This is a genomic window from Mumia sp. zg.B21 (assembly GCF_019550855.1).
In the GTDB taxonomy this organism is placed as follows: domain Bacteria; phylum Actinomycetota; class Actinomycetes; order Propionibacteriales; family Nocardioidaceae; genus Mumia.
Genome location: NZ_JAHWCJ010000004.1, coordinates 757,014 through 782,810, shown reverse-complemented (window position 1 = coordinate 782,810; position 25,797 = coordinate 757,014). Strand labels below are relative to the sequence as shown.

Annotated in this window: 22 protein-coding genes; 2 read left to right on the top strand and 20 right to left on the bottom strand. The window is 71.1% G+C overall.

The genetic code is table 11. The features are described from left to right. Positions 1–413: 413 nt before the first annotated feature. On the bottom strand, positions 414–1,673 hold the full coding sequence (gene tyrS, locus KV100_RS19000) for a tyrosine--tRNA ligase (RefSeq protein ID WP_301021520.1): 1,260 nt from the start codon (positions 1,671–1,673) through the stop codon (positions 414–416). Positions 1,674–1,878: 205 nt separating this feature from the next. On the opposite strand from tyrS, the gene KV100_RS18995 reads away from it, so the two are divergent. Continuing rightward, positions 1,879–5,256 carry a BTAD domain-containing putative transcriptional regulator gene (locus KV100_RS18995; RefSeq protein ID WP_220344692.1) on the top strand — a complete coding sequence of 1,126 codons (3,378 nt, stop codon included), beginning with the start codon at positions 1,879–1,881 and terminating at the stop codon, positions 5,254–5,256. A 13-nt stretch (positions 5,257–5,269) separates the two neighbouring features. On the opposite strand, the gene KV100_RS18990 is transcribed toward KV100_RS18995, so the two are convergent. From KV100_RS18990 to KV100_RS18970, 5 genes are all read right to left on the bottom strand, one after another. Next, positions 5,270–5,638, bottom strand: coding sequence for a hypothetical protein (locus tag KV100_RS18990; RefSeq protein ID WP_220344691.1), 369 nt, complete (start codon positions 5,636–5,638; stop codon positions 5,270–5,272). Next, positions 5,635–7,803, bottom strand: coding sequence for an MMPL family transporter (locus tag KV100_RS18985; RefSeq protein ID WP_220344690.1), 2,169 nt, complete (start codon positions 7,801–7,803; stop codon positions 5,635–5,637). The genes KV100_RS18990 and KV100_RS18985 overlap by 4 nt, the downstream gene beginning before the upstream one ends. 129 nt (positions 7,804–7,932) lie before the next feature. Then, positions 7,933–9,162, bottom strand: a complete 1,230-nt coding sequence (locus tag KV100_RS18980; protein ID WP_220344689.1) for a sugar ABC transporter permease — start codon at positions 9,160–9,162, stop codon at positions 7,933–7,935. Then, complete coding sequence (locus KV100_RS18975; RefSeq protein ID WP_220344688.1) at positions 9,159–10,040, bottom strand: ATP-binding cassette domain-containing protein; 882 nt, start codon at positions 10,038–10,040, stop codon at positions 9,159–9,161. The genes KV100_RS18980 and KV100_RS18975 overlap by 4 nt, the downstream gene beginning before the upstream one ends. 81 nt (positions 10,041–10,121) lie before the next feature. Next, positions 10,122–11,180: a sugar ABC transporter substrate-binding protein gene (locus tag KV100_RS18970; RefSeq protein WP_301021524.1), complete on the bottom strand. Its 1,059-nt coding sequence runs from the start codon at positions 11,178–11,180 to the stop codon at positions 10,122–10,124. 168 nt (positions 11,181–11,348) lie between these two features. Between KV100_RS18970 and KV100_RS18965 the strand changes: the two genes are divergently transcribed. Then, positions 11,349–12,482 carry an ROK family transcriptional regulator gene (locus tag KV100_RS18965; RefSeq protein ID WP_220344687.1) on the top strand — a complete coding sequence of 378 codons (1,134 nt, stop codon included), beginning with the start codon at positions 11,349–11,351 and terminating at the stop codon, positions 12,480–12,482. 24 nt (positions 12,483–12,506) lie between these two features. On the opposite strand, the gene KV100_RS18960 is transcribed toward KV100_RS18965, so the two are convergent. The 14 genes from KV100_RS18960 to argC all read right to left on the bottom strand — a co-directional run bounded on the left by KV100_RS18960 (position 12,507) and on the right by argC (position 25,786). Beyond that, entirely contained in the window at positions 12,507–13,193 is a 687-nt protein-coding gene (locus KV100_RS18960; protein ID WP_220344686.1) for a thioredoxin domain-containing protein, read from the bottom strand. Positions 13,194–13,203: 10 nt separating this feature from the next. Further along, positions 13,204–13,782 (bottom strand): DNA-3-methyladenine glycosylase, encoded by a 579-nt coding sequence (locus KV100_RS18955; RefSeq protein ID WP_220344685.1) that lies wholly within the window; start codon positions 13,780–13,782, stop codon positions 13,204–13,206. Next, entirely contained in the window at positions 13,779–14,189 is a 411-nt protein-coding gene (locus KV100_RS18950; protein ID WP_220344684.1) for a universal stress protein, read from the bottom strand. Before KV100_RS18950 ends, KV100_RS18955 begins: the two co-directional genes overlap by 4 nt. Then, entirely contained in the window at positions 14,186–15,703 is a 1,518-nt protein-coding gene (locus KV100_RS18945) for a tripartite tricarboxylate transporter permease (RefSeq protein ID WP_220344683.1), read from the bottom strand. Before KV100_RS18945 ends, KV100_RS18950 begins: the two co-directional genes overlap by 4 nt. Continuing rightward, the gene (locus tag KV100_RS18940; RefSeq protein WP_220344682.1) at positions 15,703–16,218 is read right to left on the bottom strand and encodes a tripartite tricarboxylate transporter TctB family protein; all 516 of its coding nucleotides are present in this window, start codon (positions 16,216–16,218) and stop codon (positions 15,703–15,705) included. Before KV100_RS18940 ends, KV100_RS18945 begins: the two co-directional genes overlap by 1 nt. Continuing rightward, complete coding sequence (locus KV100_RS18935) at positions 16,215–17,225, bottom strand: tripartite tricarboxylate transporter substrate binding protein (protein WP_255566306.1); 1,011 nt, start codon at positions 17,223–17,225, stop codon at positions 16,215–16,217. Before KV100_RS18935 ends, KV100_RS18940 begins: the two co-directional genes overlap by 4 nt. Positions 17,226–17,333: 108 nt before the next feature. Next, a complete protein-coding gene (gene argH / locus KV100_RS18930; protein WP_220344761.1) occupies positions 17,334–18,707 on the bottom strand; it encodes an argininosuccinate lyase in 1,374 nt (457 codons plus the stop codon). Positions 18,708–18,778: 71 nt separating this feature from the next. Further along, positions 18,779–19,987, bottom strand: a complete 1,209-nt coding sequence (locus KV100_RS18925; protein ID WP_220344760.1) for an argininosuccinate synthase — start codon at positions 19,985–19,987, stop codon at positions 18,779–18,781. After that, on the bottom strand, positions 19,981–20,535 hold the full coding sequence (locus KV100_RS18920; RefSeq protein ID WP_220344681.1) for an arginine repressor: 555 nt from the start codon (positions 20,533–20,535) through the stop codon (positions 19,981–19,983). The genes KV100_RS18925 and KV100_RS18920 overlap by 7 nt, the downstream gene beginning before the upstream one ends. Continuing rightward, positions 20,532–21,464, bottom strand: coding sequence for an ornithine carbamoyltransferase (argF, locus tag KV100_RS18915; RefSeq protein WP_220344680.1), 933 nt, complete (start codon positions 21,462–21,464; stop codon positions 20,532–20,534). Before argF ends, KV100_RS18920 begins: the two co-directional genes overlap by 4 nt. After that, complete coding sequence (locus tag KV100_RS18910; protein WP_220344679.1) at positions 21,461–22,660, bottom strand: acetylornithine transaminase; 1,200 nt, start codon at positions 22,658–22,660, stop codon at positions 21,461–21,463. The genes argF and KV100_RS18910 overlap by 4 nt, the downstream gene beginning before the upstream one ends. After that, positions 22,657–23,604, bottom strand: a complete 948-nt coding sequence (gene argB, locus KV100_RS18905; protein ID WP_220344678.1) for an acetylglutamate kinase — start codon at positions 23,602–23,604, stop codon at positions 22,657–22,659. Before argB ends, KV100_RS18910 begins: the two co-directional genes overlap by 4 nt. Further along, complete coding sequence (argJ, locus tag KV100_RS18900; protein WP_220344677.1) at positions 23,601–24,752, bottom strand: bifunctional glutamate N-acetyltransferase/amino-acid acetyltransferase ArgJ; 1,152 nt, start codon at positions 24,750–24,752, stop codon at positions 23,601–23,603. Before argJ ends, argB begins: the two co-directional genes overlap by 4 nt. Next, on the bottom strand, positions 24,749–25,786 hold the full coding sequence (gene argC, locus KV100_RS18895) for an N-acetyl-gamma-glutamyl-phosphate reductase (RefSeq protein ID WP_220344676.1): 1,038 nt from the start codon (positions 25,784–25,786) through the stop codon (positions 24,749–24,751). The genes argJ and argC overlap by 4 nt, the downstream gene beginning before the upstream one ends. Between the last annotated feature and the right edge of the window lie 11 nt (positions 25,787–25,797).

Below are 25,797 nucleotides of genomic sequence, written 5' to 3'. Positions count from 1 at the left end.
CATCATCAAGGTCGCTGATTATCTCGTCGACTTTTGACACACTGTTGAGTTCTCAAACATCAGACACACAAAACCCTCAACCCCACACAGGAGCATCAGACCAAGGCGCGACCCCCAAACCTACCAGAGCTTTGCTCGGCAGCCAAGATGGCCAGCCGGTCGGTGGTCTCAGAGAGAGGGGGGTGGTCACCAGGGCCGCGTGCCCGGCCTCTCGGCCTTGCCCGCCGCCGTCCCCGGCAACAAGAAGAACATTACGCGGCGGAAAACGGCCGGTCAAATCGGGGTCGTGTGGGCTGGCTCACAAACACTGTCTTCGCAGGTCAGGGGCGGTTTTGGGTCGGAAAGCCCGAGGCCCGGCGCCGCGTTGGGGTGCCGAGCCTCGGGGATCTCTCGGACAAGCCTGGACAGACCGGTCAGGCGCTGCTCACCTCGGCGCCTGCGACCGCCTTCTTGCCGCGCCGCAGGACCACCAGGCCCCCGTGCAGGCCGGCGTCGTCGAGCGTCGCCTCGGGATCCTCGGCGCGGACGTTGTTGACGTACGCCCCACCCTCGGTCACTGCTCGACGTGCCGCAGACCGGCTGTCGACAAGACCGGCGCTCACCAATGCGTCGACGACGGTGGTTCCCCGTGGGACGGCGACCAGGCCGGCCTCGCTCAGGGCTGCTCGCAGCGTCGACTCGGGCAGATCACCGAGCTCGGCCCGGCCGAAGAGTGCGGCAGAGGCCTGCTCGGCCGCCTTGACCTCGTCTGCTCCGTGCACCAGAGCCGTCACCTCGGCGGCGAGCCTGCGCTGGGCAATCCTCAACCCGGGCTTCTCGGCCGACTCCGCCGCGATCGCGTCGATCTCCTCGAGATCGAGGAACGTGAACTGCCGGAGGTACTCGACGACCTTCGTGTCCTCCGCCTGGATCCAGGTCTGGTAGAAGGCGTACGGCGAGAGCATCTCGGGATCGAGCCAGAGCGCTCCCCCGGTCGACTTGCCGAACTTGGTGCCGTCGGCCTTGGTGATCAGGGGCGTGGACAGTGCGTGGACCTTGGCACCCTCGGCGCGCCGCACCAGCTCCACGCCGGCCGTGATGTTGCCCCACTGGTCGCTGCCGCCGGTCTGCAACGAGGTGCCGTACCGGCGGTAGAGCTCGAGGTAGTCCATCGACTGGAGCAGTACATAGCTGAACTCGGTGTAGCTGATCCCCGACTCCAGCCGGCTCGCGACGACCTGGCGGTCGAGCATCCGGTTGACCGGGAAGTGCTTGCCGATGTCGCGCAGGAAGTCGATGACGTTGACGTCTTTCGTCCAGTCGAGGTTGTTGACGACGCGCGCGGCGTTGTCACCCTCGAAGGACACGAACTGCTCGACCTGCGCCTGGATCCGCTCGACCCATTCCGCGACGGTGTCGCGGCTGTTCATCGTGCGCTCCCCCACGTCACGGGGATCGCCGATCAGACCTGTCGAGCCGCCGACGAGGATCAGCGGCCGGTGTCCTGCCAGCTGGAGGCGCCGCGCGGTGAGCAGCTGGAGGAGGTTGCCCATGTGCAGGCTGGGCGCCGTCGGGTCGAAACCGACGTAGTACGTGACCGGCCCCGCGGACAGATCGGCGCGCAGGGCGTCTCGGTCCGTCGAGTGCGCGACGAGTCCGCGCGCCTCGAGGTCGTCCAGGACATGGGTGGTCACGTGATGTCTCCTCTGTCGGTGATCGCGGCCAGGAACGAGGCCGATCTCCCTGCAAGTCTGCCGCACGGCGCACGCAGCGCGCCGTGACGGCGCCCGACTCCGTGCCCCCGGTCGGCGGTCGCGGTGGTGGGACGATCCCTCGGGATCGGCTCGGCGTACGGGAGATCGCCGGTCCCGGGACCGGCACGCGCTTATGCTCAGGGCCATGTGGCTCGCTGTTCTCGGCCCGGTCGAGATGCACCGCGAGCAGGCCTCGTCGCCGGTCGCGCTCGGGACGCGCAAGCACCGCGTCCTGCTCGCCACGCTCGCGCTCGGCGCCGGGAGCGTCCAGAGCGTCGACACCCTGATCGACTACCTCTGGAGCGGCCATCCCCCCGCCGGTGCGCACGGCACGCTCCAGGCCTACGTCTCCGGCCTCCGCAGGGCGTTGGCGACCGTGGTGCCCGACGACGCGGACCCGCCGCTGCGGACCTCGAGCGGTGGGTACGTCCTCGACACGTCGAGCCTCGCGATCGACGCCGCCACCGCGAGCGACCTCATGCAGGAGGCCCACCGGCGGCTCGGTCCGCTCGTCCGGCACGCCATCCCCCGACCCGGTGTCACGACAGCCGACGTGCTGGAGCAGGCTGCGCGTGACCTCGACGCCGCCATCGGTCTGTGGCGCGGGCGTCCGTACGACGAGCTCGGCGAGCACCCTCAGGCCGTCGCCGAGCGTGCCCGTCTCGACGAGCTGCGTCTGGTCGCGTGCGAGGACCGCGCCGCCGTGCGACTCGCGCAGGGCGAGCACGCGACGGTCGCGGCCGAGCTCGAGTCGCTGACGACGCAGCACCCCCTCCGTGAACGGCTCTGGACGCTGCGCGCGGTGGCCCTGGCGCGCAGCGGACGTCAGGCTGACGCGCTCCAGGCCGTCCGGGTGCTCACCTCGACGCTCGACGAGGATCTCGGTATCCAGCCCGGGACCCAGGTGCAGGAGGTACAGGCGGCGATCCTGCGGCAGGACCCGGCGATCACCTGGACCGAGACGACTCCGTCGTCACCCTCGACGGCGACGGCCGCGCCGCAGACGGCGCCCGCTCCCCCTCGAAGTCTTCCCCCTCGAGGGCCTCAGCCCCGACTGCCGCAGCTGCCTGCGTGGCCGATGGTCGGCCGCGACCGCGAGCTGGCCGTCCTCCTGGACCGGTACGAGGTGGCCGAGACCGGGCGCCCGCAGTTCGCCTGCCTCGTGGGTGAGCCGGGGATCGGCAAGTCGCGCCTCGTCGCCGAGGTGCTGGCGCGCGCCCGCGAGCGCGGAGCGCGCGTCCTCGTCGGACGCTGCTCCCAGGACAGCGGCGCGCCGCCGCTGTGGCCGTGGGAAGCCGTTCTCGAAGGGCTGGGTGGCGACGTCCCGACCGCCGTGGGCGGCGACCCGGACAGCGAGAGGTTCGCCGCGTGGGAGCAGATCTGCCGGCAGGTGCTCGACGCCGCGGACGAGCAGCCGCTGGTCGTCGCGCTCGACGACCTCCAGTGGGCCGACCCGTCCTCGTTGGGCGTTCTGCGCCACCTCTGCGCCGTCGCCGACGAGGGCCGGTTGCTCCTGATGGTGACGATGCGCACCCACGCCGAGCAGGACGGGGCCGTCGCGGAGACGCTCGAGGCGCTCGCGCGCAGGCACGCGGTGTCAGTGGCGCTGACGGGTCTCTCCGCGGCGGAGACCGGGGAAGTCTTGACGGCCCTCTCCTCGCACCCCGTCGCCCCTGCGACGGCCCGGGTGATGCAGGAGCGTACGGACGGCAACCCCTTCTTCGTGGTCGAGTACGCCCGGCTCCTCGACGAGGCGGGTGGCGACGTGGCGCTCGAGCCGCCGACCGCCGTCACCGACGTCGTACGGCGCCGACTGGCCGCGGTGCCCGACGGCACGCTCGACGTGCTCCGTCACGCCGCCGTCGTGGGACGACGTTTCGACCTGCCCACCGTCGTGAGCAGCACAGGGCTCGACGACCTCACGGTCCTCGACCGCCTCGAGCCCGCGACCTCCGCGGGGATGGTGCGCGACGAGGGGGACGACCGGTTCCGCTTCTCGCACGCGCTCGTGCGGGACGCGGTGTACGCGACGCTGTCGCCGTCGCGCCGCCAGCGCATGCACGCCCGGATCGCCGAGGCGCTCCGGCTCGACCAGCGCGCCTCCAGCCGGACCGCGGAGATCGCGCGGCACTGGGCCGATGCGGGTGAGGACCATGCCGCGCAGGCGTGGACGTCGGCGTACCGGGCCGCGCTCGCCGCGCAGCGCCGCCACGGCCACGAGGAGGCCGCCGAGCTCCTGGCCCTGGCCCTCAGCCGCATCGACCTCGACCCCGATGCCACCCTCTCCGACCGGTACGAGCTCCTGCTGGCGCGCGCCGACGCGACGCGTTGGGCGGCCCGCTGGGACGACCTGACCGACGCCGTCGAGGAGGCGATCACGGTGGCGGACAAGCTCGGCGACCCCGAGCTGCTCGCCCGGGCCGCGGTCGCGACGACGCGCGGCGCGCTGTGGCAGAGCCCGACCTTCGGCGAGACGAAGGAGACCATCGTCGGCGCCCAGCGGCGCGCTCTCGCCGCGCTGCCGGGCGGGGACTCGCCCCTGCGGTGCACGCTGCTGATCAGCCTGGCCAACGAGGTGTACTACAGCGCCACGGAGTCCGAGTGCCAGCTGCTCGTCGCCGAAGGACTCGAGATGGCGCGACGGCTCGGTGACGACGCGCTCCTGATGGAGATGTGCTCCGCGGCGTTCCTGGCGGTCTGGCGTCCGTGGACGGCCGTTCAACGGCTGGCACTCGCCGACGAGGCGGTCGCGATCGCCCGCCGGCTCAGCGATGCCCGGGGTGAGGCGATGGCGCTCGCGCAGCGGGCCGCGGTCCACGGCGAACTCGGTCATGTCGAGGACCTCGAGCGTGACCTGGCGGAGGCCGACGGTCTCGCGGACGATCTCCAGCTGACCTACGTCCGGTGGTTCCTGGACTGTATGCGCCTGCCGTGGCTCGCGATGCGCGGCGAGCTCGAGGAGGCCCGAGCGACCCTGGACGGCCTCATGACGCTCGTCGACACCATCGCCGTGCCCCACAAGTACGACGCCGTCGGCGGCCTGATGCTCGTGCTCGCGATCTGGGGTGGTCTCGACGACCGCGAGGACGGCGTCCTCGATGAGCTGGTGGCGGCAGCGCGGGTGCCGATCCACATGGCCGCGACCGGCTTCCTGCTGCGACTCGGTCGTACGGACGCGGCCCGGGAGCTCTTCGAGACCTCACGGCCGACGCTCGACGACGAGAGCTGGATCGCTCCGTTGATCTGGGGGTTCGGGGCCGAGGTCGGGCTTGCTCTCGGCGACCGCGACCTCGCGGTGGCCGCCTACGATCGGCTCGCCCCGATGCGAGGTGGCGTCCTGAGCGCCGGCTCGACGATCGCCATGGGACCGGTCGACGCGTTCCTCGCGCTCGCCGCCGCTGCCGACGACGACATCGGGCTCGCGACGCGGCACGCCGACGACGCCGTACGGCTGATGCAGACGTGGCAGATCCCGTTGGCGGAGCAGTGGTTCCTCCGTCAACGGGACCTGCACGGCTTCTGAGCCTCGGCGGCGCTCAGGGCGTCACGGTGCCGCTGCCCGCGAGCAGACAGTCGATCCGCCGCCCGGTCTGCACGAGCCTGACGAGAAGCGCCGCCCGGATGTCGCGGTCTCCGTTGCCGGCCATCCACGCGAGCCCATCCCCGCACACCGCCATGGTCTCTGCCAGATCGGTCTCCTGGCGCATCAAAGCCTCGGTCTGCGGCGCGACGCTGAGCCGGCCCCAGCGGCGGTGCAGGCGTGCCCACGCCAGCCGGTCGCCGAGCGGCGTCGTCCGTGCGGCCTCGACGACCGCCGCGACCTCGTGCTGGAGGGTGTGCTCGCGCGTCGTGCCGTTCATGTCGTTCGTGCCGTTCATGTCGTTCGTGCCCTTCATGCCGTTCATGCCGGAGCCTGCTCTCTCTCGTCGGTCGCACCAGGACCGGACGGCGCCGGTGCGGTGACTGCGCCGGCGTCCAGCTCGGCGCTTACGTGCGGGAGCCGCCGGTCGATCCAGGGCGGCAGCCACCAGTTCGCGCGACCGAGCAGCGTCATCGTGGCCGGGACGAGCACGAGGCGGACCAGGGTCGCGTCGAGTGCGACGGCCACCGCCATCCCGAGTCCCAGCATCTTGACGAGGACGGTGTCCTCGGTCGCGAACCCGAGGAAGACCGCCACCATGATCGCCGCCGCACTCGAGATCACCCGTGCGCTCGCGCTGAGGCCGGTGACCACCGATCCCCGCGCGTCCCCCGTCCGCAACCAGGCCTCGCGGATCCGTGACAGCAGGAACACCTCGTAGTCCATCGAGAGCCCGAACAGGATCGCGAACATCAGGATCGGTACCCAGCTCGAGACAGGGACAGCGCGGTCCATCCCGAGCAGGGACGAGCCCCACCCGTGCTGGAAGACGAGGGTCACGACCCCGTACGCGGCACCGATCGACAGCAGGTTCATCGTGGCGGCCTTGAGCGGGATGATGACCGACCGGAACATCATCGCGAGCAGGAGCATCGAGACGAGGACCACGAAGCCGACGACCACCCACATCCGCTCGGACAGCATGGTCGAGATGTCGGCGAGGATCACCGTCGTGCCCGTCAGCTCGACGCCGTCAGGGAGCCCATCGGTCCGTAGAGACGCGATGAGGTCGCTGGTGCGCTCGTCCTGCGGACCCGTCGCCGGTTGGGCGTCGAAGACGGTGATCGCCCCGTCTCGCGACGTGGTCGCGGGACCGACCGACGTGATGCGGGGGTCGTCGAGGAGGTCGGAGCGGAGGCGCTCGGTGTCGGTGGGGTCGACCGCACCGGTGTCGCTCACGAAGGTCAACGGCCCGTTGGCGCCGTGGCCGAACTCCGCGGCGACGAGGTCGTAGGCCTGGCGGGTCGTGAACGAGGCAGGGTCCGCGCTGGCGTCCTGCGGGAAGGTCCGCATGCCGAGCGCGGGTGCAGCCAGGGCGATCAGGACGACGAGTGCCGCGAGCGCCCACGGGAGCGGTCGTTCGCAGACCTGGCGCGCCCACCGTCCCGTGAGGGTCCGGCGCACGCTGCGCGGGCCACCGTTCTCGTAGGGACGCCCACGGTCTTTCCGCGCCACGAGGCGATGGCCGGCGAGACCGCAGAGCGCGGGCACCAGCGTCAGCGCGGTCGCCATGACCGAGGCGACCGCGATCGCGGTCGCCGCCCCGAACGCCGAGTACGTCGGCAGACCGGCAAGGCCCAGGCCCGTCAACGACACGAGCACCGTGAGGCCCGCGAACACCACGGAGCGGCCGGCGGTCGCCACCGCGGTCCCTGCGGCGTCGACCCTGGACCGGCCGCGGCGGAGCTCCTCGACGAAGCGAGTCACGAGCAGCAGCGCGTAGTCGATGCCGACGCCCAGCCCCACCATCGTCGCGACGGTCGGGGCGGTCGAGCTGACGTCGATCACCGCGGCAAGCAGCGTGACCCCTGCGCTCCCGACCGCGAGACCCACGAGGGCGACCGCGAGTGGCAGACCTGCTGCCACGACGGAGCCGAACGTGAGCACGAGGATGACCAGAGCGACGCTCACGCCGATCAGCTCGCCACGGCCGCTCATCTCCATCGCCGACCCGGGGACCTCTCCCCCGTACTCGACGTCGAGTCCGTCGACCCCCGCGGCCGAGACCGCGTCCTCCAATGGTTCGAGCGCGCCCATGACGTCGTGGTGGGTGACCGGCACGTCGTAGCGCAGGGTGAGCAGTGCCGTGTCGGAGTCGGCCGACAGCCGCGGGGGCGAGACCTGGGCGACGTGCGGGACGTCCTCCAGCGTGCCGGCGATCCGGGACAGGTCGGCTCGGACGAGCGCGCCTCCGTCAGGGTCGTGGACGGCGACCAGTGCGCTCGCGCCACCGGACTCCGGGAGGTGGGTGCGGAGGGCGTCGAGGCCGACCTGGCCCTCGGCGCCGGGCACGTCCCAGTCGTCTTGGGTCGTGCCTCCGGCGCTCGCGGCGAGCGCGAGCACCCCGACGACCACGACGAGCCATGCGCTGACCGTGCGCCACGGGTGCGCCGCGGTCGCTCGACCGAGGCGGTACAACATGCTGGACATCACCAGTGCTCCTTGTCATCCGGTCTGGATGACAACGAGCCTCACGCGAGCCGCTTGCGGATCCCTTGGGAAAGCCTTGGGGCGTCGCCGCAGCAGCGACGACGCCCCGTTGAGACTCCCGGACGAGGGCTAAGCGGTGCCGGAGCTCCGGCGCGCCCGTCTCGACAGGGAGTCGATCGTGACGGCGAGCAGCAGGACCGCGCCGGTGACGATGTAGCGAACCTCGGCCTCCACGCCGATGAGGTTCAGACCGCTGGTGATCGACTGGAGCACGAGCATCCCGAAGAGCGCCGCGTACGCCGAGCCGCGACCCCCGAACAGGCTGGTCCCGCCGATGACCGCGGCCGCGATCGCCATCAGGTTGGTGTCGGTGCCACCGCTGGACTGGGCGACCGACTGCAGCCGGCCGGCGGCGAGGATCCCGCCGAGGACGGCGAACGTCGAGGCTGCGGCGAACACGGTGATGTAGACCCTGTTCACCGGCACGCCGGCGCGCCGGGCTGCCTCCTCGTTGCCGCCGACCGCGTAGACCGACCGTCCGAAGCGCGTCTTGCGGAGGATCAGGTCGACCGCCACGATCATCGCCACCCAGAACAACGGCATGTAGCCGACGCCGCGGTCCTGGTTGAGGTACCAGGCGCCGAAGAGAATCGCGGCCACCATCAGCACCGTCCGGATCACCGCGCCCCGCAGGGACGGCGCCGACAGGTTCGCCGCACGGCGGCGACGGATCGTGCGCAGCCGCAGCGCGAGATAGACGGCACCGATCGCGACGGCCAGGGCGTACGACACCGGGTCGGGCAGATAGGAGAAGTTGGCGAACTCGATGATCCACGAGTCGATCGGGAGGTTGACCGTGCCGCGGCTCCCGAGCACCCACAGCTGGACCCCGAGGAACGCGAGGAGTCCGGCCAGGGTGATCACGAAGCTCGGCACACCGAACTGCGTGAAGAGCAGGCCGTAGAACGTGCCGATCGCGACACCCACGGCGAGCGCGAGGAGGATCGCCGTCAGCAGCGGCCACCCCTGATAGACCAGCAGCACGGCCATGATCGAGCCGCCGACGCCGCTCACCGAGCCGACCGAGAGGTCGATCTCGCCGAGGAGCAGGACGAGCACGATCCCCAGCGAGATCATGCCGATCGTCGCGGAGTCGAGGCTGAGGTTGACGAGGTTGCGCGAGGAGAGGAACCGGTCGTTCTGGAGGAAGAAGATCAGCCAGATCAGGACCAGGCCGATGATGACCGGGGCCATGCCGAGGTCGCCCGACCGGATCCGTCGCCCGAAGCCGCTGAGGACGGCGCGGGGCGACTCGCTCTCGAGGAGCCGCTCGTCGGTCTTGTCGTAGGTCGTGGTCATGCGTCGCGCTCCTGGTCGGGGTCGGGGCTCACGTGCCCCGGCCCGCCGGCGCCGTCCGGCAGGACGGCGTACGGGTCGATGGCGTCCGGCGTGATCGGGGACCCCGAGCGGTCGCGGGCCGCACGCTCGGCCACAACGTTGTCGGAGGCGCCGGTGATGGCAGCGACGAGCTGCTCCGTCGTGACCTCGCCGATCGCGAACTCGGCGCTGTTGCGTCCGAGCCGGAGGACGTAGATCCGGTCCGCGACAGCCTGGACGTCGGCCATGTTGTGCGTGATGAGCACGACGCCGAGCCCACGCTTGCGCAACCGCTCGATCAGGTTGAGGACCTCGGCCGTCTGGGCCACACCCAGCGCCGCGGTCGGCTCGTCGAGCATGACGACCTTGGGCTCACCGACGAGGCTGCGGGCGATGGCGACCGTCTGGCGCTGTCCGCCGGACAGCGAGGCGATCGGGATGCGCACGGACGGGATCTTGGCCGAGAGCTGCTGCAGGAGCTCCCACGAGTGGCGTTCCATCTCCACCTCGTCCAGCACTCCGGCCTTGGTGCGCTCGTGGCCGAGGAAGAGGTTCGCGACGACGTCGAGGTTGTCGCACAGAGCAAGGTCCTGGAAGACCGTCGCGATGCCGAGGGCCTGCGAGGCCTTCGGCCCGTTGATCGTGACGGGGCGTCCGTCGAAGACGATCTCGCCGCCGTCGGGCTGGTACACGCCCGACATGATCTTGACGAGGGTCGACTTGCCGGCGCCGTTGTCGCCGACCAGGGCGACCACTTCACCGGGGCGCACGTCGACGGAGACGTCGCTGAGGGCTTGCACGGCGCCGAAGCGCTTGTCGATGCCGCGCAGCGAGAGGATCGGCTGGCTGCCGTCGTTCATGATGTCCTTCGCTGATGGTGAGGAACGGGAACAGCCCGGGTGGTCACGACGCGCGTGACCACCCGGACCCCGAAGGCTTGATCAGCTGAGGCCCGCAGCCTTGCACGCGTCGGCGTACTCGGGGGTGCAGATGTCCTCGACCGTGTAGAACCCGTCAGCCACGACCGTGTCCTTGATGTTGTCCTTGGTGACGACCGCCGGGTCGAAGATGAACGAGTCGACACCCTCGTAGTCGGTGGTCTCGCCGACGTCGTCGCCGTTGACGATGGCGACCGCCACCTCGGCGGCCTTCTCGGCCTCGGTCTTGATCGACTTGTAGATCGTCATGTACTGGTCGCCGCTGACGATGCGCTGGATCGCGGCGAGCTCGGCGTCCTGACCGGTGACCGGCGGGAACTTCGTCATGCCGTCGGCGCGGAGGGCAGCGATCACGCCACCGGCCTGGCCGTCGTTGGCGGCGTACACGCCGGCGAGCGCGGCGCCGTCGACGTTGTTGAGCTGCGACGTGACGAACTTCTGAGCGTTGTCAGGGCTCCAGTCGGGGTTGTCGTACTCCGCCGCGACGGTCAGTCCGCTGGCGTCGATGGCCTTGTGCGCGCCCTTCTTGAACTGGGCGGCGTTCGGGTCGGTGGGCGAACCGTTGAGCATCAGGATGTCGCCGGAGCCACCGGTGGCCTCGACCAGCGCCTGACCCTGGAGCTCGCCGACCTTCTCGTTGTCGAAGGACAGGTAGTAGTCCGCGCCCTCCATGAACCGGTCGTAGGCCACGACCGGGACCTTGGACGACTGCGCCGACTTCACGGCGCCGGCCGCGGCGTCGCCGTCGACCGGGTCGAACACCAGCACGGCGGCACCGTCGGTGATCGCCGACTCGGCCTGCTGCTGCTGCTTCGCCGAGTCCTGGTCGGCGTTGAGGTACTTGACGTCGCAGTCGTCGCAGAGCTCCTTGACCTTGGCCTCGAACAGCGGCTTGTCGAACGCCTCGTAACGGGTGGTCTTCGTCTCGGGGAGCAGCAGCGCGATCGTCTTGCTGTCGCTGCCACCTCCGTCGCCGTCGTCGTCTCCGCCGCAAGCGCCCAGTGCGGCCGTGAGAACCACGACCGACGCCGCCCCTACGACGGTGCGCGCAAACTTGTTCACGATGTCCTCCCAGATGATGTGGTGCGGACAGCTGCAGGTCCGCCGCCGACAGTCTTGGGACCTTCCGCGTAATCGTCAAGTCATGAACGAATGAGCGTTGCAGAATCGAAACATATCTGTGAAATGTTCACCTCTTGACGACTCACGAGATCTGATTAGGTTGTGCCCATGCCTCCCACCGGCTCGCCCTCGGCGCTGCGCTCTGCCAACCTCGAGCGCATCGTGGGAGTCCTCCGCACCGCCACGGAGGTGTCCCAGGCCGAGATAGCCCGCCGCACCGATCTCGCGCCCGCGACCGTGTCCAACATCGTCCGCCAGCTCGTCGCCACCGGGCTCGTCGAGACCTCCGGCGGAGCCGGCCGTCGAGGCCTCACGGTCCAGATCTCCCGTCGCGCCGGACTCGTCGCAGGACTCGACTTCGGTCACTCCCACCTCGAGGTCGCGCTCGGCGACCTCGCCGGCCGCCCGCTGGTCGGCGTACGCCGCCCGCTGGACAACGATCACCGGTACGCAGACGGCCTCGCGCTGGCGGAGGAGCTCCTCGACGACCTGCTCGCCGAGCTCGGGGAGAGCCGCGACGCCGTGCGCGCCGGAGGCCTCGGGCTCCCCGCGCCGATCACGAAGGACGGCCGCATCACGGCCGGCTCGATCCTCCCGGGCTGGGTCGGCGTGGCCGCGGCCGACGTGGCCTCGGCCGTGCTCGGCATCCCGATCCTGGTCGACAACGACGCCAACCTCGGTGCGCTCGCCGAGCACCACCACGATCCCGGGGTGACGACCCTGGCCTACCTCAAGGCCTCCTCCGGCATCGGCTGCGGACTGGTGCTGGACGGCCGCCTCTATCGCGGCGGGCTCGGCACCGCCGGTGAGCTCGGCCACGTGACGCTCGACGAGAGCGGACCCTTGTGCCGGTGCGGCAGCCGTGGGTGCCTCGAGGCGTACGCCGGGGGTAGCGGACTGATCGAGCAGCTGCGTGGACGGGCCCCGGACCTGGCCGTCCACGACCTGGCCGACCTCGCCGTCTCAGGAGACGCGGGCGCCCGGCGCCTCCTCGAGGACGCCGGCCGGGCGCTCGGGCAAGGGTCGGCGATCCTCGCGAACCTGCTCAGCCCTGAGGTGATCGTGGTGGGCGGGGACCTGGCCTGCGAGATCCTCGTCGACGGCATCCGTGACGGTCTGCGCCGTCACGCGGTCGACGGGCTCGAGGGAGCGATCGAGGTGCGGTTGTCCACGCTGGGCGACAAGGCCTCGGTCGTCGGAGCCCTCGTGACCGCGCTCGACGCGGTGGCGCTGACCGGGTGACGTCCCCGGCGCCCGACCATCCGCTCAGACCGTCGTACGGCCGAGCAGCGCGGTGAGCTCTACCGTCGTCGGCGTGCTCGTCAGCATGGTGCCGTCGACCTCGACGGCCGGTGTCCCGTCGATCTTGCCCATCGCGTCCTCGGTGAGCTCAGGGACCAGCCCGGCGTGCTGCCCGGTCTCGATGCAGGACCTCGCGTCAGCGGCGCCCACCTCGTCGGCGAGTCCGACGAGGTCGGTGTCGGACAGACCGCCCGGGCGCTGATGCTCCAGGAGAGCGGCGACGAACGCGGCGTACTCCGCCGCCCCCTCGGCGGCGGCGACGCACAATCCGGCGTTGACGCTCCGCGCGGAGGCGCGGTCGGTGCTGCCGTTGTCGAGGAACGACACCAACCGGTACTCGAGCGTGATCGCGCCCTCCGCGAGCCGCGCCTCGAGCAGCCGCCCCTGGTCAGCGGCAAACGCCTTGCAGTGCGGGCACAGCGGCTCGACGTAGACGGCCACCGCGGTCGCCTGCTCGGGGAACGAGCCCGCGGGGTCGAGGTCGCGGGCGGTGACGACCACGCCGCCGCCGTCGGTGAGCGTCGGGACGGCCGCCCCGGCACCGGCTGGTCCTGAGCGACCCGTCGCGACATCGGCGGCGCTGCCGCACCCGGCGAGGACGCACGACACGAGGCACACCATGAGTCCGGTCACGAGCCAGGAGCGAGTCATGCCGCCATCCTCACAGAGGCTCCGCGTCGCCGGCCCGGGGGCTGCGGCGGTAGGCCGAGACCGTCGGGTCGTTGGTCACCCAGAACCGCCACGGGACGTCGGCCGCCCGTGAGACCCCCACCCGGGGCCCGGCGCTGACGGCCTCGGCCGGGATCGGCGCGTCGCGGTGCAGCACGACCTGAGGTCCGTCCAGCGTGGCCCCGTTCTGCTCGATGGTGATCCCGAGCGCCGAGGTCAGGTTGGCAGGGCCTCGAGCGAGTCGGACGTCGGGCACTCCCCCACGCCGGTCACGGGCTGTCTCGACGCCCCGCACCACCTCACCGGCCCGCAGCAGCACGGCCGACGCGTCACCGTCGGCCCCCACAACCACGTTCGCGCAGTAGTGCATCCCGTACGAGAGGTAGACGTAGAGCACGTCGGGCGGTCCGAACATGATCCCGCTGCGCGGCGTCGGTCCACGGAAGGCGTGCGACGCCGGGTCGCCCGTCCCGCCGTACGCCTCGACCTCGGTGATCCGCACGGTCACGTCACCACGTGTCAGGGTCGCTCCCAGCAGGTGCCGCGCCTGCGTCTCGATCTCGTCCGTCACACTGCCGAGTGTGCCGGGCCGTCCGGCTTCACCGCGAGGACGGGGACGGGAGAGTCGAGGAGGAGTCGCTGGGCGACGCTCCCGGCGATCATCTTCCCGACCGGGGACCGGTGACGGATCCCGATGACGAGCTCGTCGGCACCCACCTCCGCGACGACGGCGAGCACCGCGCCGGCGACGTCGGGGTCGATCGGCTGACGGACGACCGCGTCGACGCCCAGCCGCACGAGCTCCTCACGGAGGTGGTCGGCCGCGCTGCCGGCGGCGAACCGCCGGTCGACGTAGGAGTCCCCGCGGGTCGCGTTGACGACCACGAGGTCGGTGTCCCGCAGCCTCGCCTCCGCCACACCGTGGGCGAGGGCGGCGCGTCCCTGGTCGTCCTCGCTGTAGGCCACGACGACGGTCATGGGCGGACCTCCTTCTCCAGGTCGTCGAGCTCCTTCTCCAGCGGGTCGGTGCCGCCACCGCGCAACCGGGCGACGAGAGGGACCAGCACGATCAGCGCGATCACCACGTACGCGACGACGGCGACCGGCTCGGAGAGCAGCGTGGTCCAGTCTCCCTCGGAGAGCTGGAGCGCCTGCCCGAGCTGGTACTCCAGCTGGGGACCGAGGATGACGCCGATGATGAGAGGCAGCACCGGCAGCGCGAACCGTCGCATCGCGAGGCCGAGGAGCCCGAACGCGAGCAGCACCAGCAGGTCGAACCACTGGAAGTTGACGCTGTAGGCGCCGAGCGAGGCAAAGAAGAGGATCCCGGCGTACAGGTACGGCCGCGGCGTGCGCAGCAGCTTCGCCCACACCGGCGCGAGCGGGAGGTTGAGCACGAGCAGCAGGGTGTTGGCGACGAAGAGGCTGGCGAGCAGGCCCCACACGAGCTCCGGCTCGTTGTCGAAGAGGCCGGGTCCCGGCTGCAGGCCGTAGCTCTGCATGGAGGCCAGGATCACCGCCGCGGTCGCGGTGGTGGGCAGCCCCAGGGCGAGCAGCGGCACCATGGTCCCGGCGGCGGAGGCGTTGTTGGCCGCCTCCGGACCGGCGACGCCCTCGATCGCGCCGTGGCCGAACTCCTCGGGGTGCTTCGAGAGCCTGCGTTCGGTGATGTAGGACAAGAACGTCGGCATCTCGGCGCCACCGGCCGGGAGCGCGCCGAACGGGAAGCCGTACGCGGTGCCACGCAGCCACGGCCTCCAGGAGCGCGACCAGTCCGCCCGCCCCATCCACGGCCGACCGACCGGCGTGATCTCGAGCGGGCGACGCCGCAGGTGCGCCGCCACCCACAGCGCCTCCCCGATCGCGAAGATGGCGACCGCCACGACCACGATGTCGATGCCGTCAGCCAGCAGCGAGTTGCCGAACGTGAGACGCGGCTGACCCGTCGACGTCCCGACCAGGCCGATCGACAGACCCAGCGACAACGAGATGAACCCGCGCAGCTTGGAGTCGCCGAGGACGGCGGTGACCGCCACGAGGGCGAGCAGCATGATCGCGAAGTACGACGGAGCACCGAGGTTCACGACCCAGTCGGCGACGCTCGGCGCGAGCGCCACGAGGAGCACGGTCCCGATGGTGCCGGCGACGAACGAGCCGATCGCCGCGGTGGCGAGCGCCTGGGCCGCGCGGCCCGCCTTCGCCATCTTGTTGCCCTCGATCGCGGTGATCACCGACGACGACTCCCCTGGCGTGTTGAGCAGGATCGAGGTCGTCGAGCCGCCGTACATCCCGCCGTAGTAGATCCCCGCGAACATGATCAGGGCGCCCTCGGGCGAGACGTTGTAGGTCACCGGCAGCAGCAGCGCCACGGTCATCGCCGGGCCGATGCCGGGCAGGACTCCGACCGACGTGCCGAGCAGCACGCCGATGCAGGCGTAGAGGAGGTTGATCGGGGTCAGCGCGGTCGCGAAGCCGTCGAGGAGCATGTCCATCAGAGCACCCCGTCCAGGATCCCGGCCGGGATCGGGATGCCCAGCCCGACGTAGAACCCGTACCAGGTGCCGACCGACATGACGGCGCCGATCGCGAGGTCGCGCACGTGCGTCCGGCTGCCCAGGACCCAGGTGCAGCCGGCGAACAGGAGTGCGCCGGTGATCGCCCAGCTCAGCAGGTCGATGAGGACGATGTTGACGACGAAGACGCCCACGAGCTTGGCGACGGTGAGCCAGTCGGCGCCCTCGGTCAGGTCGACGTCCTCGCCGGCCTCCGCCTCCGGCACGTCGCCTCGGGCGGTGACGACGGCCAGCAGCACCGCGAGCACGACGAGGGCGCTCCCGACGACGTAGGGGAACGCCGCCGGTGACAGCACCTGGTCGGAGAACCCGGCGCTCAGGGTCGCGGCGTCGTACAGCACGTAGGCGCCCACCACGGCGAGAAACGCCGCGAGGGCGTACTGGGCGCGGTCGACGACCCGCGTCGACGGCTCGTCCGCCTTCGCCACGCTCATACCAGCCCCAGCTCCTTCAGGGTGTCCTCGACCCGCGCGTCCTGCGAGACCAGGAATTCCTCGAACTCGGCCCCGGTCTGGAAGGCGTCCGTCCAACCGTTGCGCTCGAGCTCGTCACGCCATGCGTCCGTGTCCTGCATCTCCTCGAGCAGCGTCACCAAGGCGTCGCGCTGCTCGTCGCTGATCCCCGGCGGCGCGAGCACACCACGCCAGTTGCTGAAGGCGAAGTCAACACCGGACTCCTTGAGGGTGGGTGCGTCGACGGTCTCCAGCCGCTCCTCCCCCGACACCGCGAGGACCCGCAGGCTGCCTTCGGCGATCTGGCCCTCGAACTCACCGAGACCCGACGTCCCGACGTCGATCTTGGCGCCGAGGAGAGCCGTCGTCAGCGGGCCGCCGCCGTCGTACGCGACGTAGTTCACCTCTCGCGGGTCGACGCCGACCGCCTGGGCGAGCTGCATCGGGAAGAGGTGGTCGGGTCCCCCGGGCGAGGAACCGCCGCCGATCGACACGCTGCCGGGATCGGCCTTCCATGCCTTCACGAAGTCCTCGACCGTCGTGAATGGCGAGTCCGACGGCACGAGGAGGCCCTCGGACTCCTCGACGAGGCGCGCCAGCGGCGTCGCTCTGTCGACGGTGGCGTCGGACCGGTTGGTGTAGACCGCACCGACCACGCCGAGCCCCATCGTCAGCATGAGGTCGTCGGCCTCTCTCTCGTTGAGGAGGCGCTGCATCGCGACGGTGCCGCTGGCGCCGATCACGTTGGTGATCTCGAATCGGCCGGTCAGGCCGTCGTCCTCCATCACCCGCGCGGCGGCACGTCCGGTGAGGTCGTAGCCGCCCCCGGGGCTGTTGGGGATCATCATGCGGAGGCGTCGGTTGTCGGCCTCGTCGGCGCCGCGGGTCACCCCGCAGGCGGCGACGACGGCCGTCAGCACCGTGACCAGCACCGCGACCCAGGCGGCACGCGCCCGCCGCGAGCCTGGGTCCCTCACGTCAGTCGGCATCGTCCCTCGTTCCGTCGCGCGCGCCCGTACGGCACGTCCGTCCCCTGCGAGGATGGACCATCCCGTGGTCTACGTCACGTCGAGCCGACCACCGGCCGGTGTGCCGGCTCAGCCCAGCCGGGTCCGAAGCTCCGCCAGCTGCTCGGCGACGCGCACCGGTGCCGTACCCCCGCGGGCGTCCCGCGACGCGATCGATCCCTCGACGCTGAGCACGTCGCGGACCTCCGGCCTGAGATGCGGCGAGACGGCCGCGAGCTCGTCGTCGCCGAGATCCCACAGCTCCTTGCACTGAGACTCCGCGACGCGGACGCACGCTCCCGAGATCTCGTGCGCCTCGCGGAAGGGCACGCCCTCGCGCACGAGCCACTCGGCGATGTCGGTCGCGAGGGCGAAGCCCTGCGGCGCCAGCGACTCGAGCCGCTCGGTGTGGAAGGTCAGGGTGGCGATCATCCCGGTGAACGCCGGGAGCAGGACCTCCAGCGTGTCGACGGTGTCGAAGACCGGCTCCTTGTCCTCCTGGAGGTCGCGGTTGTAGGCGAGCGGGAGCGCCTTCAACGTCGCCATCAGGCCGGTGAGGTTGCCGATGACCCGTCCGGCCTTGCCGCGGGCCAGCTCCGCGATGTCGGGATTCTTCTTCTGCGGCATGATGCTGGAGCCGGTCGAGAAGCCGTCGTCGAGCGTGACGAAGCCGAACTCTTTGGTGTTCCAGAGGATGATCTCCTCGGCGAGGCGCGAGACGTCCACGCTGATCATCGCCGCGACGAACGCGAACTCGGCGACGTAGTCGCGCGCCGCGGTCCCGTCGATCGAGTTCGGGGCCGACCCGGTGAACCCCAGGTCGGAGGCCACCTGCTCGGGATCCAGCCCGAGCGACGACCCGGCGAGGGCGCCCGACCCGTAGGGCGACCCGGAGGCCACGCGCGCATCCCAGTCGGCGAGCCGGTCGAGGTCGCGGACCAGCGGCCACGCGTGGGCCAGCAGGTGGTGGCTCAGCAGCACCGGCTGCGCGTGCTGGAGGTGGGTGCGTCCCGGCATCGCGACGCCGAGATGCCGCTCGGCCTGGTCCGCGAGCGCGGCGACCAGCGCTCGCACCAGTCGGCCGATCTCGGCGGCGTGGTCCCGCAGGTAGAGCAGGCCGAGTGTCGCGATCTGGTCGTTGCGCGAACGGCCGGCGCGCAGCCGCCCTCCGAGCTCCGGGCCGAGTCGGTCGACGAGCCCTCGCTCGAGGGCGGTGTGCACGTCCTCGTCACCGGGCGCGGGAACGAACGAGCCCGAGGCGACGTCGGCCTCCAGCGCGTCGATGCCGGCCAGCAACGCCGTGAGGTCGTCCTCGCTCAGCAGCCCCGCGCGCCGAAGCACCCGGGCATGGGCACGCGAGCCCGCGAGGTCGTACGGCGCGAGGCGCCAGTCGAAGTGCGTCGAGCGCGACAGCGCCTCGAGCTCGGGCGAGGGGCCCGACGAGAACCTGCTGCCCCACAGCACGCTCCGCTTCGCCGCCTCCCCGCCCGCTGCGTCGACCGGCTCGTCTCCCGCGACGTGCTCACCGGTCACGGTCACTCCCCCGCCAACGCCCGGTCGCGCTTGCTGGCCAGCGTGCTCGACATGCCGAAGATCTCGATGAAGCCCTTGGCCATGCTCTGGTCGAACGTGTCGCCCTCGTCGTACGTCGCGAGGTTGAAGTCGTACAGGCTGGTGGCGGAGCGGCGACCGGTCACCGTGGCCTTGCCGGCGTGCAGCGTCATCCGGACCTCACCGGTCACCGCCTCCTGCGACGACGCGATGAAGGCGTCCAACGAGTCCTTGAGCGGCGAGAACCACAGCCCGTCGTAGGCCAGCTCTCCCCAACGCTGGTCGACACCGCGCTTGAAGCGGGCGAGCTCGCGCTCGACGGTCACGTTCTCGAGCTCCATGTGGGCCGCGATCAGGGCCGCCGCGCCGGGCGCCTCGTAGATCTCACGGCTCTTGATGCCCACGAGCCGGTCCTCGACCATGTCGATCCGGCCGACGCCCTGCGCGCCGGCACGGATGTTGAGCTGCTGGATCGCCTGGAGCATCGTCACCGGCTTGCCGTCGAGCGTGACCGGTGCTCCGGCCTCGAAGCCGATGACGACCTCGTCGGCGTCCCGCGGCTGCGCCGGGTCGGAGGTGTAGGAGTAGAGGTCCTCGATCGGACCGTTCCAGATGTCCTCGAGGAAGCCCGTCTCGACGGCGCGACCCCAGACGTTCTGGTCGATCGAGTACGGCGACTTCTTGGTGACGTCGATCGGGAGGTTGTGCTCGTCGGCGTAGGCGATGGCCTTCTCCCGCGTCCACGCGTAGTCGCGGACCGGGGCGATGACCTGGAGGTGCGGGGCGAGCGCCTTGGCGCCGACCTCGAAGCGCACCTGGTCGTTGCCCTTGCCGGTGCAGCCGTGCGAGATCGTCGTCGCACCGTGGTAGGTCGCCGCCTCCACGAGGTGCTTGACGATGAGCGGGCGCGAGAGCGCCGAGACCAGCGGGTAGCGGTCCTGGTAGAGCGCGTTGGCCCGGACCGCCGGAAGGCAGTAGTCCTCGGCGAACTCGTCCTTCGCATCGATCACGATCGACTCGACGGCGCCGCACGCCAGGGCGCGCTCGCGGACCACGTCCATGTCCTCGCCGCCCTGACCGACGTCGACGGCGACCGCGATCACCTCCGCGTCGGCCTCCTGGCCGAGCCAGCCGATCGCGACCGAGGTGTCGAGTCCGCCCGAGTAGGCGAGTACGACCCGTTCGCTCATGATGTCTCCTTGTTCTTCGCCGAGACACCGGTCTCGGCCGAGGTGAGTGTGTCGGGGCTTGCCAGGGCGCGGAACTCCTCCGCGACCTCCGGTCCCCCGATCGGGTTCTTGCAGATCACCAGCACGCTGTCGTCCCCCGCGATCGTGCCGAGCAGGGCGCCCAGCGCCGCGTGGTCGATGGCCGAGGCCAAGAACTGCGCCGCGCCGGGCGGTGTTCGGAGGACGACCAGGTTGGCCGAGCCCTCCGCCGACACCAGCAGCTCGTTGCACAACCGGGCCAGCCGCGCGTTCGCCGAGACCGGCTCGACGGCCGGGCGGGGCGTACGGTCTCCGCCCTCTCCCGGGACGGCGTAGACGAGGCCGCCGCCCGGGTGCCGCACTCGCACGGCGTCCAGCTCGACGAGGTCGCGCGAGAGCGTCGACGGGTTGACCAGCACGCCGTCCTCGGCGAGGAGGTCGGCCAGGTCGGTCTGGGACCGGACGACGCGCGTCCGCAGGAGCTCGACGACTCTCTGCTGCCGCGCCGCCTTCGTGGCCGGGATCGTCGTCACGAGGCACCGCCCGTACGAGCCAGCAGCCACACGAGGAGGGCCTTTTGCGCGTGGAGACGGTTCTCGGCCTCGTCCCAGACGACGCTCTGCGGTCCGTCGATGACGTCGGCGGCGATCTCGAGCCCTCGGTAGGCCGGCAGGCAGTGCAGGACGATCGCGTCGTCGGCGGCGCGCGCGAGCAGGTCCGCAGTGATGCCGTACCGGCTGAAGGTCGCAACCCGCTGCGCCTTCTCGTCCTCCTGGCCCATCGACACCCAGGTGTCGGTCGCCAGGACGTCGGCGCCCGACGCCGCCTCGACCGGGTCGGTGAGGACGGCGACGGAACCACCCGTGGAGGCGGCGATCCGGGCGGCGTCGTCGAGGACGTCGCCTCGGGGCGCATAGTCGTCCGGAGCACCGACCCGTACGTGCATCCCGGCGGTGGCACCGGCGAGGAGGTAGGAGTGCGCCATGTTGTTGGCGCCGTCACCGAGGTAGGTGAGGGTGAGCCCCGCCAGCGTGCCCTTGTGCTCGCGGACCGTCAGGAGGTCGGCGAGGAGCTGGCACGGGTGGAAGTCGTCGCTGAGCGCGTTCACCACCGGCACGCCGCTGACGGCAGCCATCTCGTCCAAGCCGGACTGGGCGAAGGTGCGCCACACGATCGCCGACACCATCCGCTCGAGCACCTTCGTGGTGTCCGCGACGCTCTCGCCCCGTCCCATCTGGCTGCTGCTTGCGTCGATGACCAGGGGACTGCCCCCGAGCGCCGCGACGCCCACGGCGAACGAGACGCGCGTCCGGGTGGAGGCCTTGTCGAAGATCACCGCGACCGTCTGCGGCCCGTCGAGCGGCCGCTGGGAGTACGGCGCCGCCTTGAGGGCGTCGGCCAGGTCCAGGACCTCGGTCTGCTCGGCAGGTGTCAGGTCGTCGTCCCGCAGGAAGTGCCTCATCCGTTCTCCCCCTCGCTGGCGTGCGTGTCGAGCACGCGCATGATCACCGCGACGGCCTCGTCGGCCTGCTCCGCGGTCAGGATCAACGGCGGCACGAGCCGCAGCCGTCGAGGAGTGGCGGCGTTGATCACGACGCCGCGCTCGAGAACTGCGGCCTGCACCTGCGGCGCCACCGGAGCGTGCAGCCCGATGCCGACGAGAAGGCCGGCGCCCGAGACATCGGTGACCATCGGGTGATCGGCCAGCGCGGCGCGCAGCCTCTCCCCTGTCGCGGTCGCCTGCGCCAGGAGCCCTTCACCCTCGATCGTGTCCAGCACGGCGTGGGCCGCCGCTGCGGCGACCGGGTTGCCGCCGAACGTCGTACCGTGGTTGCCGGGTTGGAGCAGCTCACCAGCCTCACCGACGGCGATGCAGGCGCCGATGGGGATCCCGCCGCCGAGGCCCTTCGCGAGCGTCACGACGTCGGGCACGATGCCTTCGGTGCTGTGCGCGAACCACGCGCCCGTGCGACCGATGCCGGTCTGCACCTCGTCGAGCCACAGCAGGGCTCCGTGGCTGCTCGTGATCTCGCGCGCGGCGGCCAGGTAGCCGGCACCGGGCACCACCGCTCCGGCCTCGCCCTGGATGGGCTCCAGCACGACCGCGGCCACGGTGTCGTCCACCGCTGCCCGCAGCGCCTCCACGTCACCGTAGGGAACGAACGTGACCTCGCCCGGGAGCGGCTCGAACGGCGCCCGGTAGGCCTCCTTGCTGGTGAGCGCGAGCGCACCCATGGTGCGTCCGTGGAAGCCGCCGGCGGCCGCCACGAGGCGGGTGCGACCGGTCCGCCGTGTCAGCTTGAACGCGGCCTCGTTGGCCTCGGTGCCCGAGTTGGTGAAGAACACCCTGCCGTCGGTCCCGAGCAGTGCCAGGAGCCGCTCGGCCAGGCTCACCTGGGGCTCGCTGGCAAAGAAGTTGGAGATGTGACCGAGGGTGCCGATCTGCGCGGTCACCGCCTTGACCACCGCAGGGTGGGCGTGCCCCAGCACGTTGACGGCAATGCCTGCGAGCAGGTCGAGGTAGCGGTTGCCGTCGGCGTCCCAGACGTACGCGCCCTCGCCACGCACGAGAACGCGCTGCGGAGGACCGAAGGTGTTCATGACTGCGCCGGAGTAGCGCTCGAGCCACTCCTGCTGGTTGGTGCGCTCGGCACTCACGCCTGCCTCCTCAACGCGGTCCGTACCTTGGTCTCCGCCTCGGGGAGGACCTGCGTCCCGACACCCTCGTCGGTGAAGATCTCCAGCAGCACGGCATGCGGCTCCCGGCCGTCGACGACCGTTGCTCGTGGCACTCCCCCTCGTACGGCCTGGGCGCACGCGCCCATCTTGGGGACCATGCCGGAGGCGAGGCTCGGCATCAGGTCCTCCAGTGCGTCCACGCCGATCTCACCGATCACGTCGTCGCTGTCGGGCCAGTCGCGGTAGAGGCCTTCGACGTCGGTCAGGACGAGCAGCTTCTCGGCACCGAGCGCGACCGCGAGCGCGGCGGCGGCGGTGTCGGCGTTGACGTTGTGGACCTGGCCCGACGCGTCTGGGGCCACCGACGAGACCACCGGGACGCGTCCGGCCTCGATCAGGTCGAGAACCGCCTCCGGACGCACCTCGCTCACGGTGCCTACGAGTCCGAGGTCGACCTCCTCGCCGTCGACGACGGCGCCGGTCGCGACCGCGGTGAAGAGTCCGGCGTCCTCGCCCGACAATCCGACGGCGACAGGTCCATGGGCGTTGAGGAGCCCGACGAGCTCACGGCCGACCTGGCCGACGAGCACCATGCGGACCACCTCCATCGCCTCGGGCGTGGTCACCCGCAGCCCGCCCCGGAACTCCGAGCGGATGTCGAGCCGGTCGAGCATCGTCGAGATCTGCGGCCCACCGCCGTGGACCACCACCGGCCGGAAGCCGGCGTAGCGCAGGAACATCACGTCCTCGGCGAACGCCCGCTTGAGCTCGTCGTCGACCATGGCGTTGCCGCCGTACTTCACGACGATGATCTTGCCGTGGTACTTCATCAGCCACGGCAGCGCATCGGCCAGGATCGCGGCCTTCTCGGTCTTCCGCTTCCAGTGGGCCGGGACGTTGGTCGTCAGGTCGGTGCCGCTCATGAGGAGTACGCCGAGTTCTCGTGGACGTAGGAGTGCGTGAGGTCGTTGGTCCAGATCGTCCCCGCGGCGGACCCGGCCTTCAGGTCGATCGTGACCGTGACCGCCCTCGGCTCCAGGTCGACCTTCTCCCGCGGGTCTCCTGGGCCACTGTTCCGGCAGACCCAGACCCCGTTGATCGCAACGTCGAGGTCGGCGGGATCGAACGCCGCTGCGGTGGTGCCGACCGAGGCGAGGATGCGCCCCCAGTTGGGGTCCCGGCCGAAGATCGCGGCCTTGAACAAGGCACTGCGCGAGACGGCCCTGCCCACCTCCAGCGCGTCGGCCTCCGAGGCCGCGTTGACCACGTCGATCGCGATGTCGTGGTCGGCGCCCTCGGCGTCGGAGAGCAGCTGGAGCGCGAGGTCGCGGCACAGCGTCTCCAGCTGGCCCTGGACCTCGGCGAGGTCCGGCTCTACGCCGGACGCGCCGTTGGCCATCAGGAGGACGGTGTCGTTGGTGGACTGGCAGCCGTCGGAGTCGAGCCGGTCGAAGCTGCGTGCGGTGGCGTGCCGGAGGACGGTGTCGCACTCCTCGGAGCTCAGGACGGCGTCGGTGGTGATGACGACGAGCATCGTCGCCAGAGACGGGGCGAGCATGCCTGCGCCCTTGGCCATCGCTCCGAAGGTGTATCCCGCACCCTCGAGCACGACCTGCTTCGGGCGGGTGTCGGTCGTCATGATCGCCCGCGCCGCGTCGGGCCCGGCCTCGGCGTCGAGGGACGCGACGGCCGTCCGGACCCCGGCGAGCAGGTCGTCGCGGTCGTTGAGCAGACCGATCAGGCCGGTCGAGGCCACCTGGACCTCGATCGGCGCGATCCCGAGCAGCCCGGCGGCCGTCTCGGCGGTCAGGTGGGTCGTCGCGAACCCTTCCGTCCCGGTGTAGCAGTTGGCTCCCCCGGAGTTGATGACGACCGCACGGGCGCTCCCGGCCTTGATCGCCTGCTCGCTCCAGAGGACGGGGTTGGCCTTGCAGCGGTTGGCCGTGAAGACGGCGGCGGCACCGGCGCGAGGGCCGTCGTTGACCACGACGGCGATGTCGGGCTCACCGGTCGACTTGAGACCGGCGACGACGCCGGCGGCACGGAAGCCTTGAGGTGCGGTCACGCTCACGGCGCCACCCCGACGACCGGCAGACCGAGCGTCTCGGGAAGCCCGAGCGCGAGGTTCATGGACTGGATCGCCGTGCCGGCCGTCCCCTTGGTCAGGTTGTCGATCGCCCCGACCGCGACGACCCTCCCGACCCTGGTGTCGACCGCGACCTGGACGTGGACGCTGTTGGACCCGAGCACGGCCTTGGTGGCCGGCCACTGCCCCTCGGGGAGCAGGTGGACGAAGGGCTCGTCGGCGTAGGCCTTCTCGTACGCCACCCGGACCGCGTCGACGTCGACTCCCGCTGCTAGCGGAGCGCTCGCCGTGGCGAGGATCCCCCGCGACATCGGGGCGAGGACGGGAGTGAAGGAGACGCGTGCGTCGGCGGCACCGGCGCGCCGCAGATTCTGCTCGATCTCCGGCGTGTGCCGGTGAACTCCCCCGACGCCGTAGACCGAGGCCTGCCCCATCACCTCCGATCCCAGGAGGTGCGGCTTGAGCGACCTGCCCGCGCCCGAGGTACCCGTGGCCGCGACAACGACCACCTCGGGCTCGACAAGGCTCTCGGCGACCGCCGGCAGGATGCTGAGCGTAGTGACGGCCGGGAAGCAGCCCGGCGCGGCGATCCGACGTGCGCCCGCCAGCCGGTCGCGCTGACCGGGAAGCTCGGGCAGGCCGTACGGCCACGTGCCGGCGTGCTCGCCGCCGTAGAACGCGGTCCACTCGTCGGGGTCGTCCAGCCGGAAGTCGGCGCCGCAGTCGACCACGAGGACGTCGTCGCCCAGCTCCCCCGCGAGCGCGGCGGACGCGCCGTGCGGGAGGCCGAGGAACACGACGTCGTGACCGGCGAGGGTCTCAGGCGTGGTGTCAACGAGCGTGCGTCCGGCGAGCGGGGTCAGGTGCGGGTGGTGGGCACCGAGCGCGGTCCCGGCGCTCGATCCGGCGGTGAGGGCCCCGATCTCGACCTCGGGATGGGCGAGGAGCAGCCGGAGGACCTCGCCACCGGCGTACCCGCTCGCTCCTGCGACGGCGATCGTGAGGGAAGCCATGTGCATAGTCTTGCAGT